This is a genomic window from Prevotella marseillensis (assembly GCF_900625065.1).
Classification (GTDB): Bacteria; Bacteroidota; Bacteroidia; order Bacteroidales; family Bacteroidaceae; genus Prevotella; species Prevotella rara.
On record NZ_UYXY01000001.1, the window covers coordinates 2,188,150 to 2,204,671 of the forward strand.

At 46.1% G+C, this 16,522-nt stretch carries 10 protein-coding genes; all 10 read right to left on the reverse strand.

The genetic code is table 11. The annotated features are described in order from the left end of the window. Nucleotides 1-102: 102 nt before the first annotated feature. The 10 genes from EJL04_RS08825 to EJL04_RS08870 all read right to left on the reverse strand — a co-directional run bounded on the left by EJL04_RS08825 (nt 103) and on the right by EJL04_RS08870 (nt 16,444). On the reverse strand, nt 103-1,383 hold the full coding sequence (locus EJL04_RS08825) for a hemolysin family protein (RefSeq protein WP_021853665.1): 1,281 nt from the start codon (nt 1,381-1,383) through the stop codon (nt 103-105). Nucleotides 1,384-1,628: 245 nt separating this feature from the next. Further along, nucleotides 1,629-3,929 carry an outer membrane beta-barrel protein gene (locus tag EJL04_RS08830; protein ID WP_125104686.1) on the reverse strand — a complete coding sequence of 767 codons (2,301 nt, stop codon included), beginning with the start codon at nt 3,927-3,929 and terminating at the stop codon, nt 1,629-1,631. 273 nt (nt 3,930-4,202) lie between these two features. Then, on the reverse strand, nt 4,203-5,612 hold the full coding sequence (locus EJL04_RS08835) for an outer membrane beta-barrel protein (protein ID WP_125104687.1): 1,410 nt from the start codon (nt 5,610-5,612) through the stop codon (nt 4,203-4,205). A 76-nt stretch (nt 5,613-5,688) separates the two neighbouring features. Beyond that, nucleotides 5,689-6,729: an IS630 family transposase gene (locus EJL04_RS08840; RefSeq protein WP_125103825.1), complete on the reverse strand. Its 1,041-nt coding sequence runs from the start codon at nt 6,727-6,729 to the stop codon at nt 5,689-5,691. A 38-nt stretch (nt 6,730-6,767) separates the two neighbouring features. Beyond that, nucleotides 6,768-7,592 (reverse strand): carboxypeptidase-like regulatory domain-containing protein, encoded by an 825-nt coding sequence (locus EJL04_RS08845; protein WP_125104688.1) that lies wholly within the window; start codon nt 7,590-7,592, stop codon nt 6,768-6,770. A 388-nt stretch (nt 7,593-7,980) separates the two neighbouring features. Continuing rightward, nucleotides 7,981-9,738 (reverse strand): hypothetical protein, encoded by a 1,758-nt coding sequence (locus EJL04_RS08850; RefSeq protein ID WP_125104689.1) that lies wholly within the window; start codon nt 9,736-9,738, stop codon nt 7,981-7,983. Between the two features lie 1,498 nt (nt 9,739-11,236). Continuing rightward, nucleotides 11,237-12,646 carry a sensor histidine kinase gene (locus tag EJL04_RS08855; RefSeq protein ID WP_125105332.1) on the reverse strand — a complete coding sequence of 470 codons (1,410 nt, stop codon included), beginning with the start codon at nt 12,644-12,646 and terminating at the stop codon, nt 11,237-11,239. Between the two features lie 42 nt (nt 12,647-12,688). After that, a complete protein-coding gene (locus EJL04_RS08860) occupies nt 12,689-13,378 on the reverse strand; it encodes a response regulator transcription factor (protein WP_021855662.1) in 690 nt (229 codons plus the stop codon). 138 nt (nt 13,379-13,516) lie between these two features. Beyond that, nucleotides 13,517-14,875: a DNA recombination protein RmuC gene (locus tag EJL04_RS08865; RefSeq protein WP_125104690.1), complete on the reverse strand. Its 1,359-nt coding sequence runs from the start codon at nt 14,873-14,875 to the stop codon at nt 13,517-13,519. A gap of 78 nt (nt 14,876-14,953) precedes the next feature. Beyond that, entirely contained in the window at nt 14,954-16,444 is a 1,491-nt protein-coding gene (locus EJL04_RS08870) for an ATP-dependent DNA helicase (protein WP_125104691.1), read from the reverse strand. Nucleotides 16,445-16,522: the final 78 nt, after the last annotated feature.

Genomic DNA, 16,522 nt, shown 5'->3' on the forward strand with positions numbered 1-16,522 from the left:
GCAAAAGATTAGATTATATCATTCGTTGCAAAAATACTGAAAATAATACAATCTACAAAATCTATTACTCAAAATCAGCCGGCGCTTAATATTTATAGCGTATTATTCTTCTTTTTTCAGTGTTACAAGCACTTTGTCAATACGCGCACCGTCCATGTCGACAATCTCGAGGTTGAAACCGTTCCATTCGGCACGCTCGCCCGACTGCGGTATATGCTTCAGCTGCTCTATTATCAGTCCGGCCAAGGTGTTGTAGTTCTGTTCGCCGTCGTACAGGTCTTCTTTGTCAAAATAAGACAGGAAGTCGTAGAAAGAGCACTGTCCGTCAACAAGCCAGCTCGCTGCGTCTTCACGCTCTATGATGTCAGGTTCGTTGTTCACCTCGTCTATAGTTCCTACAAGGCCCTCAAGGATGTCTCTCAGAGTGATTACGCCCTGAAAGCTTCCAAACTCGTCGCAGATAAAGGCCTGTGTAAGGCGTTTCTCCTTCATCTGTTCGAGAGCCTTATACACGCTCATGTTCTCGTAGAAATAAACAGCCGGACGCATTATCTCCTTCAGGTTGAGAGTGCTTGCGTCGAGTCTGAAGATAAGATCCTTAAGCGACACCACGCCCACGATGTTCTCCAGACTGTGGTCTATAACGGGATACGACTCATAGAGGTCGTCGTTAAGCACTTGTCTTATCTCGTCCTTAGTCATGTTCACGTCGAGCGTAACCACCTCTGAGCGGTGTGTCATAAGCGAATTTACCTTAAGGTCGCCAAGCATGAACACGCGCTCAACGATGTCCTGCTCAACTTCCTGCACCTCGCCGTCTTCCTTGCCTTCCTGGACAATCGACTTTATGTCCTCCTCTGTAACCTTGCTCTCCGCATTCTTAACGCCGAGCAGGTTGACTATTGCCTCTGTGCTCTTTGACAGAATCCATACGAACGGACTGGCTATGAGCGACAGCACATACATAGGGCGCGATATAACCTTTGACACGCGCTCGGCAACGCTCATGCCTATGCGCTTTGGAACAAGCTCGCCAAGAATTATCGTCAGATATGTAACAATGACTACTATTATTGTCTGTGCCACGGGATAGGCCCATGATGCCGACATACCGGCATGCTCGAGCACGTCAGCAAACTTGCCCGATATGGCCGAACCCGAATAGATACCTGTGAGAATGCCGATAAGCGTGATGCCTATCTGTACGGTGGATAAAAACCGGTCGGGGTCGTTGGCCAGCCTGAGGGCAGTCTTTGCGCCCTTGCTCCCCTTCTTCTCGTCGTTTGTTAATGTTACCTTTCTCGCTGATATAACTGCTATCTCGGACATTGAAAATATTCCGTTGAAAAATATCAATAGCAGAATAATTATAATTTCTTCCATTAATGGTTTAAACCGTATTGTTTCAGTTGCAAAGATAATGCATGTAAAGTTAATTTCAAAATAAATAGGCACATTTTATTTAAATTGAAATACATTATGTGAGTGAAGAGATAAGAGTGAAGAGCGAAGTTTTCAAATGTTATGCCAATTTACATCTGTACAACATCTTACAATACAACATTTGAAATGACCGGCATCTAACCTTATTCCTTCACTCTTATCTTTCACTCCTATCTCTTCACTTCTCAGAACGTCGGTGTATTCACCGGCTTGTTTTTAACCGTAGGCAGTGTCTGATTATTTATCTTCTTTCCTGCCGTGAAGTTCCATGTAACAAACAGCACTACGTGCGAATCCGGTGTAAGCAAAGTGCGTCTCTTCTCCCAGCCTTCACCGAACATAGTAAGTTTCTTTGTGTTGTAGAGTATGTTTTCGTACAGAAGGCTCACGTTCATCTTTCCTTTCATCAGCGACACATATCCGCTGACGTCCATTTTGAACCTCGCGTTCTCATCATAACTTTCAGTCCTGTTTTTGCTCGATGCTGTCATATTGAGCGTAAGTCCTAAATACTTGTTTATCTTGAAGTCGTTGTTGCTTCTGAACGTAAAAGTTCCGTGGTTAATCTTGTTCTCGCCGCTGCGTGAATGTCTGTATAGATATGCAATGCTGGTATTTGTGTGCCAGAAGCTGAATATACGCCCTGTATAGTTCATCGTGAGCGACTGCTGCATGCAGTAGGCTGAGTTTTCAGGCCTGGTGTAATATACGCCCGGGCGGTTTTCGTCTTTATGCATGATTACGCTCACAATGTCGCTTCCGTAGCTCATGCTATATGAGAAAGATAAACGTCTGTTTAAAGAGAAATACAGTTCTACATCGTCATACACTTCCTTTTTAAGATCCGTGTTGCCTATGCTGTAGAGGTCGTCTCCCTGCCATGTCACGTTCGGAATACGGTAGCCGTAGTTGGGCAGATAGAACATGCGGCGGTAGCTGATGTTCAAATATCTCATCTTGTTTTCGTCGATGGTCCACTGTCCTGACAGCGAGGAGCATATTCCGTCCTGCCATCTCTCGAAGTTGTTTGAACTGTCCAGGTAATCCTTGTATTTCTCGTTCGTTCCGCTGTATCTCATCCCGAACTTCAAGAACAGCGACTTGCTTGGTATCAGGCTATATTCAGCCCATGCAGAATAGTAATCCTGATTCAGACAAAACTTGCCGTCTTCTATATATGACATCGTCTTTGTGCCGCGGTTATTGTTCATGTTGGACATATAGTAATACTCAAGGCCGGCTGTCAGGTTCATTTTGTCGTTAAACTTGAAATGGGCGTATGGTGATACTGTCACAAAGTCGATGTCATAATTCTGCCTGGCATTGTCAAACATCCCGTTTGTGTTGTATTCCTGACCGTTGTCATATTTGTTTTTTGAATAGTCTATACGCATGTTCAAGAAGTTTTCTCCTCCGTTGCCCAGTCCCTTGCGGTATTGTGTGCCTATGCTGTATGCACGGCTGATTGGCTTTGCCTTTATATCAAGAGTGTCGTTTCCGCTAATGCTGTTCTTTGACGTTCTGTTCCAGCTTGCCGACACTCCGCCGTACAGGTCTATCCTGTCTGTCTTGTTGAAGGCGTATCTCAGAGACAGGTTGTCGCCGAAAATCCTGTATCTGGTTGTGTTGTGCTTATATGTGTAAGAGTCGTCGCTGCTGTTATATTCCTTTGTGAGGATGTCAGGATATTTCCCGTACTCAAAGGCAGTCAGATAGTTGTTAATCGTAAATTTTCCCTTGGTGTAAAGCAGGTTCAGCCTCGGCGATTCGCCGTACAGATCCTCGGTGTTCATACCTCCGTATACGGTTGCCGAGCCTATGAGGCCTCCTTCTTGCCTAAGATGTATTTTCACCACTCCGCCCGTAGCCTTCTCGCCATACGAGCCGTCGGCAAACGGAATTATCTCAATGTCTTCAATCATTGAAGGCGGTATCGACTTGAGCTGGTCGAAACTTATCTTTCTGTCTTCCAGATAGATAAGGGTATTCTGCTTTCCGTTCAGGCTCAGACTGCTTTCCGTAACATCTATGCCACGCACATATTTAAGAAAATCTTGTGTGCTCTTTCCCTTTGTCAGCGGGTTTCCTTTCACTTTCACAATGGTTTCGCCCGTACGTTTCTGCCTGGTGTAGTTGGCCATCACGGTTATGCCTTCGAGCATCTCGGCCGAGTCGTCCATGCGTATATTCCCAAGGTCTGTATTGCCTTTCACGGTTATGTCGCTTATGTAGTCGGCAAGTCCGATATATGTTATCTTCAGCTCGTAATTGCCGTTGTCAAGGGCGCTGAACGAGAACACTCCATTGTCGTCAGCCACAGTCTGCCGTCTGAACGCACTGTCGCCGGCCATGGTTAAAGTTACACTTGCACGCATCACAGCCATGCCTTCTTTGTCTACAACACGGCCAGTCATGCCATACTTGTTTTCCTGAGCGCCCGAACCTACAGATATCAAGGCGAAAATTATAAAAAGCAGAAATCTCATATTATATATTTTTTGGTTTTACATAGCCCATGCCCTTTTAAGTCAGAAAGGATATGGTTAAAATCTTAAGTCTTCAGTTATTAGACGTACACACATTGCCATTTGTGACATCATAAACAACGTTTTTTCATGGAAAACTTGCAATGATGCCGGTTTGGCCTGCGCCGTAGTGGCGGCATATCATGCACTGCATGCTATGCCGCACTGCATCGAGTCGTATTGACGTTTGAGTTTAAATTTATTTCATTTATATTATAACACCCGAAAATCAAACTAATATTTACGGTTCATCAAGTTGATGTCATCCTGTATGTCCTTCACGATATTGTTGTCCAGGTCTATTCTCTTCTTCTGGTTCTTTCTTATTGTCCATCTGAACAATATATAAGGATGAAAGACGTCTTTCTTGTTTAAGATTGACATTTCATACTCTTTGTCGCGTACACGCATCTTCGACTTGAGGTCCTTTGTAAGAAACTCTGAACCAACCGACAGCGATATATTTGGCGTGATGTTATACGACACAAAGATATTGCTTGTCGTAGGCGTAAGGTTGTGCTGTGCCGACACGTTCGTGTACGTGTAATTGGTATAGGCCACAGAACCGTAAAAGCCCCATTTGCCGGCGGTCTGAAACAGAAAGAGGTTGCCCATAAAGCTCTTCTTGGCATCTTGTCCTGGATAATATTCTACAAAATGCGTCAGGGTCGTACCTACGGTGGTGTTTTTATATCTGTAGTTAAACAGGGCCGACAGATTGATATTTGAATAGTGGCCAAGGTTTTCAAATGTTGACGTATAGACACCGTTGTCGTCAACAAAACCTATATTCTCGTATCTGTCCGTTATATAGCAGTAGTTAAAATAGGCTCCTGCGTAAAATCCGTTTTTATAGTACGAGTATCTCAGCGAAACGCCGTGAGTTTCCTGTGGCTTTAGGTAAGGATTGCCAACGTTACGGCGAAGCGAGTCGGTCGACGTGTCATACGGATTCAGCATAGCCACGTCGGGCGCGGCGCTGTTCAGCGTATAGCCCAGTTGCAGGCTTCCTGCTTTTTTCATGTTCCATGTAAACGCTGACGACACATAAGGGCGATAATAATGGTCTGACACTCCGGCCGACTTGCGCCATATGCCCTCATATCCGAGCGAAACCATGTACATAAAATTCTTTATCATTCCGTTTGCCGATGCATAAAGAAACTCGCTCCATTCATTATGACGGTAGACGGGAAGCATGCCGTATTTTTCGCTGAGCTTGTCGTTTATGTAAGTTGTCGCATTTCCAAACGTAAGCGATGTCTTGTCGTTTACATCCCATGTAAATTCGCTCGTCTGCGACACTGTGTTCTTGCGTGTGCTGAAGTCCGTCATGTCCTTCCATGTCTCTGCCGGATATATGTCGGTTGTGTTGTTTCTCAGATTATTATAATTATACGTGCCCGTAAGATAATTCTCAAGCATCATCTTGTCGTTTATCGTGTGTCTGTAGAACAGTGTGCCTGAATATACCCTTGACAGGTTTTTCGACTTATAGTCGGAAGTCATGACGTCATTGCCCGAATTTCCGTTAACAAGGTCAACGAACGTTCCGCTGCCCTCCGTCTCAGCGTGCGCGCTGTTGTTGTTTCCCTGAAAATAAGCTGCGAGATAGTCTTTTTCAGTCGGCTTGTATTTCAGCATCAAAGTATAGTCAAGCGTCTTGCTGCTTGACAGCGTCTTTTCGTTTATGTCCTTTATATAGCTGTTGCTTTTATAGTTAAAAAGAAATGGTTTGCGAATTACACAAACGAAATTTGAGAGTTAGAAGTGACTCCAACTCTTCTTTATAGTTTCCGATATTGTCGAAGAAATCCTTGATGGCCTGTCTGAATTTCTCTTTTGTCCTGTAGAATCCGGTGTTAATGACCTTCTTCCTGAGGAACTTCCAAAGCCTTTCAATCAAATTGAGGTTCGGCGAGTAAGGCGGCAGGAATATCTGTTTGATTTTCGTCCCGTTTACCCATTCCTTGAGCTTTTTGTTGTGATAATAGCGGGCATTGTCGGAGATGATATAGATGACGGAAGCTTCGGGATGCCTTTCCAAGGCTGACTGATAAACATCCCGGGTGGATTCGGCATTGACGCTCTCACAGTCATGCGCTATCACATCTGTCACGTCATATGCATTAAGCAACCCGTTGATGTTCACCCTGTCACGACCGCTGACGGTCGGCTGTTCAAGTCTCTCGCCTTTCTCTATCCACGCATAAGTGGAACGGCTGTTGTGGGTCGGATGGACACCGTCCGCATAATAAACCACCGCATCTTCCGGCATACCGGAAAGAATTTCTGAAAGTTTCCCGGCAAAGGCCGCCTGCCTTGAGGCATCAGCCTCACAAGGGACTTCCGATGTCTTCTTATAGGTAAATCCGATGCGGTTCAGCAAGTCTGCAACCCCCTGGGGAGTGTATTCAACGCCGAATGCGGACTTTATCCAGGCCGCCACACCTTTGGCATCCGTATATATGTGCTCGCGTAGTTCCTTGCACAAGGCTGCCAGCTGACGGCTGTCAAGAAGCCCCCAATAACCCTTGTAACGGTTTTCCAGAAGTTCATCAGCACCACCATGTAAATAAGCGGAACGATAACGGTATACAGTGGAAACGTCTATTCCAAGACATGAGGACACGAAAGAGGGCGTATTACCCATGCCCAACATCAGAATGCAAGTCACACGGGCATAGTCGGAACTTCCGGCTAAATTCCGTTGAAGTTTACGCAAAACTTCCATTTCTGATGTCGACAACTGAATTTCCATAGTGCAAAGATACTATTTTTTGAATGATTTTTCGCATTTCACTTACTTTTGACTATAGTCCAGATGCCGTTTTCTGATTTCTGGTCGTGTGTGTATTCAGGCCCGAAGTCGGCATAGACTGAAAACTTGCTGTTGCCAATCTCAATTTTTCCCCACGTTGAGCCCCAGTAGTGCGGAAAATCATTGCGCAGGCCATACTCGTAAAACTGATACAAGGTCTTTTGCGGTTTCAGGCGTATGTCCAATATCTTCTGCACGCCCTCACGCATGTATTTCGCATTCACTACATCTTTTATCTCCACATAGTCAATCCTTTTCGGGTCTATTGTCGTAATTCCTGAATTAACTCTTATTCCGTCAACAAGCACCAGCAGCTGCTTTCCGTCCAGTGACTTCACCGTTTCTGTTATATAATTACTGATAATGTCGGGTACTTCCTGCAACGCCTTATACGGATTTCCGCTTTCACGCGCTTTCTTAGACAGGTAATATATATGTCCTGTTGCCGTGGTCACCCGGGGACGTTCGGTAGTAACCAGCACTGAGTCGAGCTGTATGTCTTTCTCACGCAGCACAAAGTCTTCGCTCAAATCCTCGGTCAGGCTTATTTCTTTGTTTACCGATGAATATCCCAAGGCTGACAGCTCTATGTTATATGTATCAGGACTCAGGTTCTTTAAGGCAAATCTGCCTTTGGCGTCAGTAGACGCCAGCGCTACGATAGTGTCGTTCTTCAGCAGCATTATCTGCACATCTTTAAGAGGCGCACCCGTTTCTGTATTAATCTTTCCTGAAAAGGAAATCTGTGAATAGGTGCAGACAATGGCGTTAAGAAATAAGAGTATTAACAAGAATCTTTTCATATTATTAATATGTTACGATTAACGATTTACTTTCTTAAAGTTTTATGGTTTTTATTTTTATTCGCATCTCCAGTCTTTTTGTGGCATCATCAATAACGTTTTACATGGCAACCTTGCAAGTTTGCCGGATCGCCCTGCGCCGTTACTTTCGCAAAACAACGGAAATTTTATAATAAAAACAAATTTTGGCAATTAAAAAAGTTCACAAAAAGTTCACAAGACTCTTTGCGAAAAGCTGCAAACTTCACAAAACTTCACAAACGTGTTTTTCATTAAATTTAGCTGTTCACAACAGTTCTACGGACGTACGTCTCATTAAGTTTCGTGCTGTAAAATCTTTTCACAAAGATTTCACAGCACGTATTTTCTTCATGACGTAAATCACTGTTTATAAAGACTTTATAAATTTGTCAAAGTCTCTCGACGAGCCGTCTTTGCCGGTTATTCTGTTATACATCCGTTTTCGTATGTTGGCAATGTCCTGAAGACTGCGGCCGGTAAGCATATTTATCTGCGAAGGTGCGAAGCCCAGCTTGACCAAGAGGCACAGCTCGTATTCGCTTTCACTCAAAACGGCCTTCAGCCGGCTTATTTCTTCGTAGCTGTCAAACAGGCTTATGAGCATTTTGCGCTCTTCTCCGCTCATCATCACGTGCTCCTTTTCGGCATGTCTACGTAAAATTCTTACGACAGGCTCGTCTGCAAACGGCGTCATTCGGGCTGCAATGTCCTTGTTTTTCTCATATTCGGCTTTCTCTTTTTGCAGCCTTTCAATCTCTTCCTCCTTCTCCTTAATCAGACTTTCCATCCGTGTCTGTCTGTTTTCGGTCAGTATGTCCAGCTCGCGCCTTGCCTTCTTCAGTTCGCTTATGCTGCGTTTATATTCTTTTATCTCGTTAACTCTTGCCCTGCGTTTCCTTATTATATATGTTCTCACGGCCAGTGCCCCGCCAATGGCTGCAGCCATGATAGCCATAATTATGATTATGCTGATATATTTTGTCCGCAATGCGTCTTTCTCAGCCTCTTCTGCATTCTGCCTGTATCTGTTATAGTTGTACATTGCCTGCATCTGCTGGAGATGTTCGGTTGACATACGGGCATAAAAAGAATCTGTCATCTGGCGTGTTAATTCAGAATATTTTGCAACAGAGTCAGGCCGATGAAGTTTTTTGTATAATTCAGTAAGCCCCTCGTAGCTGTATCCAAAATCATTAGGATAATTGGATGTTGTTTTCAGGCACTTGTCAAAGCACAGCCTTGCAGAGTCATAGTCGTTAATGCTAAGATAATAATATCCTTTAATTGCATAATGCACTTCCAGGCCTTTTTTAATGTTGCCATATTTATCAAATCTTCCGCTCATTTTTTCATATACATCCAAGGCATGCTTGGCTTTTGATATGTTTCCGTTTTTTGCGTAAATGTCAATAAGTGGCCCTAAAGAGTAGGCTGCTTCTCTTTTATATCCGTATTTGGAGTAAAGTCCATACAGCTTTTCGCGTATGCTGATGACTGAGTCTATTAAATACTGTTTAGAATAAATATTGGCCTTCTGCTCATATGTAATAATAGCACTTAAAGTGTCCTTTGCCTTCATTGCGTATTTAAACGCCAGGCTATTTTCGTGGAAAGCGTCGCTTATGGCACGCTGATTTTTTAAAATCTCTGCCGACCATACGTGTATTCTGTGCAGTGTAAGGAAGTCGCAGCTGCTGTCAGTGGTGTCTGCCTTTGTTGCTGCTTCATGAAAATACTGCAATGCCGTGGGGGCATCCTGACTTCTTTGATATGCGCTTCCAAGGATATAGTATGCGAGCATACGTTCGTTAGAATCTCCGTGTTTGTCAAAATAGTCGGCAATGTCTTTCAGCGAGTCGGTGCTCATGGGCATTGCGAGCTTGTTTCTTACTTTAGCCTTTAGCAGCAACAGCTTCATGTGCCGGCTTTTGTTCATGGCGCTTTCTCCCTCCAGACTGTCAATAAGCGTCATCGCCCTTTGCGGTGCCGCCTCGCTCAGACTGTCTGCCGCAGCAATATCTCTGTCTGCCGCCTGCTGTCCGCAAGATACAACAGATAATAGTGTTGGCACTATACATACGGCCAATAACAGGCCGCCCGTTATGTTGGTTATAATTCTTTTCATCGTTTTAAATGGTATTCGAGATGCAAAGATAATATTTTTTTTGAGTAGTTAAAGGAGTTAGAGTAGTTAAAGGAGTTAAAGTCAAATGTCTTGTTGGGTATAATTCAACTTACTTGGCATTTGGATTTTTCGTTTTTCACTTAACCTCTTGTGCAACCGATATGAATCAACAAAGCCCTGTAGCCACAAGACAAATGTGCCGGCTGATTTGTAATCTGCCGGAATGGAGTATAAGGATTTAAATCCGCTTACTTCCTATTTTTATTAATAGGTATGAGTTGCGGATCTAAGATCCTGATATTTTATGCTGTCGGATAGCATATCCGACAGAACATTAAAATTCGATACTCTTGTGGATTATTGTTATTTCACTTTTCATTTAACCGCTTGTGCAACCGATATGAATCAACAAAACTAATGTGCCGGCTGATTTGCAATCTGCCGGAATAGAGTATAAGGATTTTAATCCGATTACTTCCTATTTTTATTAATAGGTATGAGTTGCGGATCAAAGATCCTTATATTTTATGCTGTCGGATAGCATATCCGACAGAACAATAGTCCTGTTGCTTTATGACTTTTTTATCATTACAAAACTAATACGCCGTATGTACAACTGATTTGAACCAACAAAGCTAATGTGCCGGCAGATTTGCAATCTGCCGGAATTGAATATAAGGATTTTAATCCGCTCACTTCCTATTTTTGATTAATAGGTATGAGTTGCGGATCAAAGATCCTTATATTTTATGCTGTCGGATAGCATATCCGACAGAACAATAGTCTTGTTGCTTCTTTTCGTTCCAAGCCGCAAATTCTTTGGATTTCCTTTAATCAGCAGTTCTTGCTTTAAGTAAAAACTTAGGACAAAATATTTTTTCAATCTGGAAAACAAAAAGACAACGGATGTTAATTGCATGGCGCGAAAACGCTAAATGGTTAACATTCGTTTGCTTATCAGGATGGATAACGAGGCAAAAAACATGGATTTTGAGCCGTAAAAGCATGGTTTTAGAGTGATTAAAGGGCGCTTTTGAGAGTATAAGTCGGCCACTTTTGGAGCGTAAACGGCAGAGTAATATTTTTTAACTATTGAAGTTTTGAGCTTAAAACGGTATAAGACATTGAATGACAGAGACTTAACGGAAATGCCTGGTTTTTGCCGTTTTTCACGCCAAATCACAGACTTGCGATGAACATCGCTATTCTGAGAGCGTCAAACGGACAGAAAGCATCAGAAATATTTACAAACAAAGAAACATATTTAAGTGAAAAATGAAAAGGGAAAAGTGAAAAATCCAATACTCTTGTGGATTATTATTTGGAGTTAAAGGAGCATATTTAAATGAAGAACGAAGAGTGAAGAGTGAAAAATCCAAATGCCAAGTAGCAGATTATACCCACGAGGCATTTGACTTTAACTACTATAACTACTTTAACTCCAAATAATAATCCACAAGAGTATTAATTTTTCTTCGCGCCTGCTCTTCGCTTAAATTTATTTTTTCAATGTGAAGTCGAAGCGGAGACCGCCTGTGAGGTTGTTGCTAACCTTAATTGTTCCGCCATGCAGCAGCACGGCGTTCTTTACAATGGCAAGACCAAGACCTGTGCCGCCCATCTTGCGGCTGCGGCCCTTGTCTACACGATAGAAACGCTCAAAGATGCGTGCCAGATGTTCGTGAGGAACACCGACACCATTGTCGCTGAAGGTGAAACGCCAGCAGTCGTTGTCATTAACGGCTGAAAGAGTTATGGTGGTGCCTTCGCCGGCATAGGCTATGGCGTTGTCTGTCAGGTTGCGGAACACGCTGTAAAGCAGCGACTGGTTGCCCTTCACCTTGATGCCGTCAGGCAGCATGTTGCTGAATGTCATCTTGCGTTCTGACAGCTGCAGCGCCGTGTCGTTGACAATATTAGACACCATCTGGCTGACGTCAACCACATCGAAGTCGACCATCTCGGGAGCATCGTCGAGCCTGTTAAGCGTAGAAATGTCATGAAGCAGAGATGTGAGGCGCTGCGACTGTGCATAGCAACGCTGCAAGAACTGCTCCTTGGTGGCCTCGTTGATGTTGGGATTTTCGAGTATTGTCTCAAGATAACCCTGAATGCTTGCAACGGGCGTCTTCAGTTCGTGGGCGATGTTCTGCGTCAGCTGGCGCTTCAGGATGTTCTGTTCCTCCTTGGTTTTCTGCAGGCGCTTGTATATCTTTATTATACGCTCTGCAATCTCGCCGAGTTCGTCGCCGGGAAAGTCAACAAGGTCTTCGGTGTCGAGACTCTCGTTGTGGTCGGCACGGCTCGCAAAGAGGCGCAGCTTGGTGATGTTGTCGCCCAGACGGCTCACAAAGCGGTAAAGGATAAAGACAAGCACAAGCATGGCCACGAGCGAGAACCACAGATAATGCTGGTCGGCACGAAGAGTCTTGGCAAGACTGTTGTCGTAGGGCAAGGCACTGCGCACGATGAGCGAGCACTGCGGAACATAGGTGGCAGAATAGAAATAGTCTTGATTGAGAGTGGAGCTTACACGGCTGAAGTCGTAGCCGCTGCCGTCCTTGATGGCCTCTCTGACCTCCCTTCGCGAAAGATGGTTGCCCATCTTCTTATAGTTCTTATATACATTGTCATAGACAACCTTTCCGCTGCGGTCGATAAGCGTAACGCGCAGACCATGAATGTAATGGTTGGCCACATAGCCGTCGAGCGTCTTGTCCGACCTGTCGTCAAGATAGCGCAGCGACTCCATCATACGCTCGTTGTAATCCTGCAGGCGCGTGTTGAGCGTGTTGATTTTATACTCACGCTCACGTGCGTGCTGAAAGATGATGAAGGCCACAGCGAAGACCACAAATACGGACAGCACGCTGATGTAAAGACGCGTGCCAACAGATGTTCTGCACATTTTCATTTAGGTTGCTTTATTTATATTTTTAGTAAAAACGCATCAGGCGTCGAAGTAATAGCCGAAGCCGAGGCGTGTTACGATGCACTTTGAGAAGCGCCCTATCTTCTTGCGGAGGCGCGTTATGTTTACGTCGACAGTGCGGTCGAGCACTAGCACATCCTTTGGCCAGATGCGGTCGATAAGTTCCTGACGGGAGAACACACGGCCCTTCTCGTCGAGCAGAAGGTGAAGAATCTCAAACTCGGTCTTGGTGAACGGAATGTCCTCGCCGTCTATGCTTACGGTCTTTTTGTCGAGGTTAAGCTCGAGTCCCTGATAACTTATCACGTTCGACTGCGGCACACCGTTGTGCTCGGCTGTACGGCGCAGCACGGCGCGCACTCTTACCAGCACCTCACGTATAGAGAATGGCTTCGAGATATAATCGTCGGCACCGAGATTGAAGCCTGTAACGGTGTCGTTTTCAGTGTCACGCGCCGTGAGGAATATTATTGGGATGTCTTTTGTGGCAGGTTCGGCCTTGAGCTGCTTAGCCAGCGCGAAGCCCGACATGCCGCCCATCATAACGTCGAGCAGCAGAAGGTTGAAACTCTCGATGTTCATCTCGAGAGCCTCCTCGGCCGAGTTGGCCATCTCAACGGTATAGCCGTCTGTCTCAAGGTTAAACTTCAAAATCTCACAAAGGTCTTGTTCGTCGTCAACCACCAGTATTCGATAATTATTATCCATAAGTCATTCTGTTTTTTATAATAACCGTTGCAAAAGTAATGATAACTGTATTCATATTTATTACAGACGTGTTACAATGCCGTTACAACACAATACGCCACAAGAAGGAAGCCACGCGGCGACTGCTCCCGGACGGCATCATGCCTGAGAGTCGTCGTCGGGCGATATGTCGGGCAGCGGACGGCGCGGATTCTCCTTCGCGCCCATCTCAACGAGCTTGCGCGCCGACACGATGAAGCTCTGATTGCCTTTTATGGCCTTGCGCGCATCATCAAACGATTTCTGCACGGTTTCGATGTTCTTGCCTATCTTCTCGAAACGTTCAACAAACAACCCTACGCGCTCGATGAGCGTGTCGGCAAGTCCGAACACGAGTTCCTGGTTGTCGGCCTGACGCTGCTGTGTCCACGCTATCTGCAAGAGGCGCAGCAACGAGAAGAGATTCTGCTCACCGGTGATGACCACCTTGCGCTCAAAGGCATAGTTCCAGAGCGACGGATCGGCAGACACGGCAAGCTGCATGGCTGCCTCCTGCGGCACGAACATGATGACAAAGTCGAGAGTGGTGCCGCCCTCCATTGAGTATTTGGCATAGTTCTTTGCCGAAAGCTCGTCTACATGGCGGCGAACGCTCTTAACATGCTCGTCGAGAGCCTTGCGGCGCTCGTCGTCGGTCTCGGCGTTTACATAATTAATAAAGGCAGTAAGCGACGCCTTCGAGTCGATTATCACGTCCTTATGGTCGGGATAATGCAGCACCACGTCGGGGCGCATCATGTCGTTGGTGTCGTCGTTGTGTATCACGTTGCCCTTTGCGTCGCGCATGGTGTACTGCACGTCATACTCAACGCCCTTGGTAAACCCGAACTTATCGAGAAGGTCATTGAGCTTCATCTCGCCGAAGTCGCCCTGAATCTTAGGACCTGTCTGAAGCGCACGCGACAGCTTTTCAGCCTCAGCGCCGAGCGATGCCGTTGTGGCATGCATCTGTCTTATCTGTTCACCGAGCGAAGCCGTGCTGCGTGTGAACGACTCGCGGTTGTCGTCCATCGACTTTTTCATCTCTGTCATTACGGCTTTCAGCGGAGCTATTATCGAGTCCATCTGGCTGCGGTTGCTCTTGTCCAGTTCGTCAGCCCGCTGCTTAAGGAGTTTCTCGGTTGTTGTGCGCAGCTGTTCCTGCAAGAGCTGCAATCTCTCATTAAACTGTTTCTCCATAAGCAGCTCGCGCCCTGCTCTCTCTTCGGCATGCTTGCGCTCGGCATCAGCCATGAGCCGTTCATACTGGCGGCGCAATTCGGTCAGCCGCCGTTCGGCATCCTCACGCGCATCGCCCAACTGCGAACGCAACATATCGGCCTCGCGGCGGCTTGCGGCAGCCTCGTTAGACAAGCGTGCGTTGTTTTCTTTTTGAGCAGCAGCGTTGCGCTGCGACACTATCATCATTGCCACTACGGCAATAAGAAATCCTGCTATAAAAAATAAGAATGATGTCATTATAACTATTTATTTTTTTACTTGAAAAAGACTAATTACACTATGTGAAGTAATGAATGCAGAATAATATAATTAATGTCACCCTTCCGTCTGCGTCTTGGGCCAGTTTACGAGAAAGAGTTTCTCTGTGGCACGCGTGAAGGCTGTGTAGAGCCAGTGGATATAGTCGGGCGAGAGCATGTCGTCGGTCATGTAGCCCTGGTCAACATATATGTGCGCCCATTGTCCGCCCTGCGCCTTGTGGCAGGTAACGGCATAGGCATATTTTATCTGCAAGGCATTGTAACAAGGGTCTTGCCTTACCTTCTTCAGGCGGTCGGCTTTCAAAGGCACATCCTGATAGTCTTCCATAACTCCGTTGAAGAGCCGCTCGCTCTGTTCGCGCGTAAGAGCCGGAGCCTCAGCCATAAGACTGTCGGTTACGGCGGTTACCATTATTTCATAATTGTCGTAATCGGGAAACTGAAGCCACACGTCGGCAAAGTGAAGACTGTAGAACTCGCGCAGGTTTCTAACCCTTACCACCATGGCCCTGTCGCCGTTGGCAATAAACGGCAACGCCTGGCTTTCGGCCTTACGTTCGTCGCCGTTGCCCGTGCTGCTGTCCTCGAGAGCCTTTTCCTCGGCGGCAGCCTTTTCGGTCCAGTAGTAGTTGTTTCTCACCACCATGAGCATGTCGCCCGTTGTCAACTCTTCCTCACGGCCCAACACCATGCCGCGTATGCCGGCGTTGTAGGCATTGGCGCGCTTGTTGCTGCGCGTTATCACGATGGTCTCGTCGGTGCCCACTTCAGAGTAGCTGCTGTTAAGCTGCTCAATGAGTTCGCCTCCCGGCACCATGCGTATGTCGGCAAAGCCTGAAAAAGTTATTTTAGGAAGACGCGTAACCTCGTCGTGGGTTATCATGCTGCGTATCTCCGTGGCATTATAAAGAATGCCGGAACCTGATGCCTGTCGCAAAATCTCGTTAAGGTCGCACTGATAAACCTTCAGTCCGTAGCCCGCCATAAAATCAGCCATCAGCGCTGGCGACTCTTCCTCACCCACCGGAGGCAGCTGTGCCATGTCGCCAATGATCATCATGCGGCAGTTGTGGCCACCGTACACGAAGCTAACCATATCGTCGAGCAGGCAGCCCGTGCCGAAGACAGCTCCCTCGCCGCCTCCGCCGTTGGCAATCATCGACGCCTCGTCGACAATGAAGAGAGTGTCGTGATACATATTGTCGTTAAGACTGAAGCCCGTCGACTCGCCCGCAAAGGTCTTCTGACGGTATATGCGGCGATGTATGGTGAAGGCCGGACGACCGGCATTGACCGAAAACACCTTGGCGGCACGTCCCGTGGGGGCAAGCAGGATCACCCTCTGGCGCAACTTTACAAGCGTCTTAACGATGGCTGCGGCAAGCGACGTCTTGCCCGTACCGGCAGAGCCGCGCATAATCATCACCGAGCTGCCGTCGCGGTCGAGCAGAAAACGGCTGAACACGGCCGTGGCCTTAGCCTGGTCGGCAGTAGGCACAAAGCCGAAAGTCTGCATTATCTGAGTTGCCAGTTCTTCAACAATCATCAGTTTTTATGCCAAAGGTTTGATTTTACGAATTATTTAGTGTAATTTTGCAAATGCACAGAATGCGAAAGCATAATG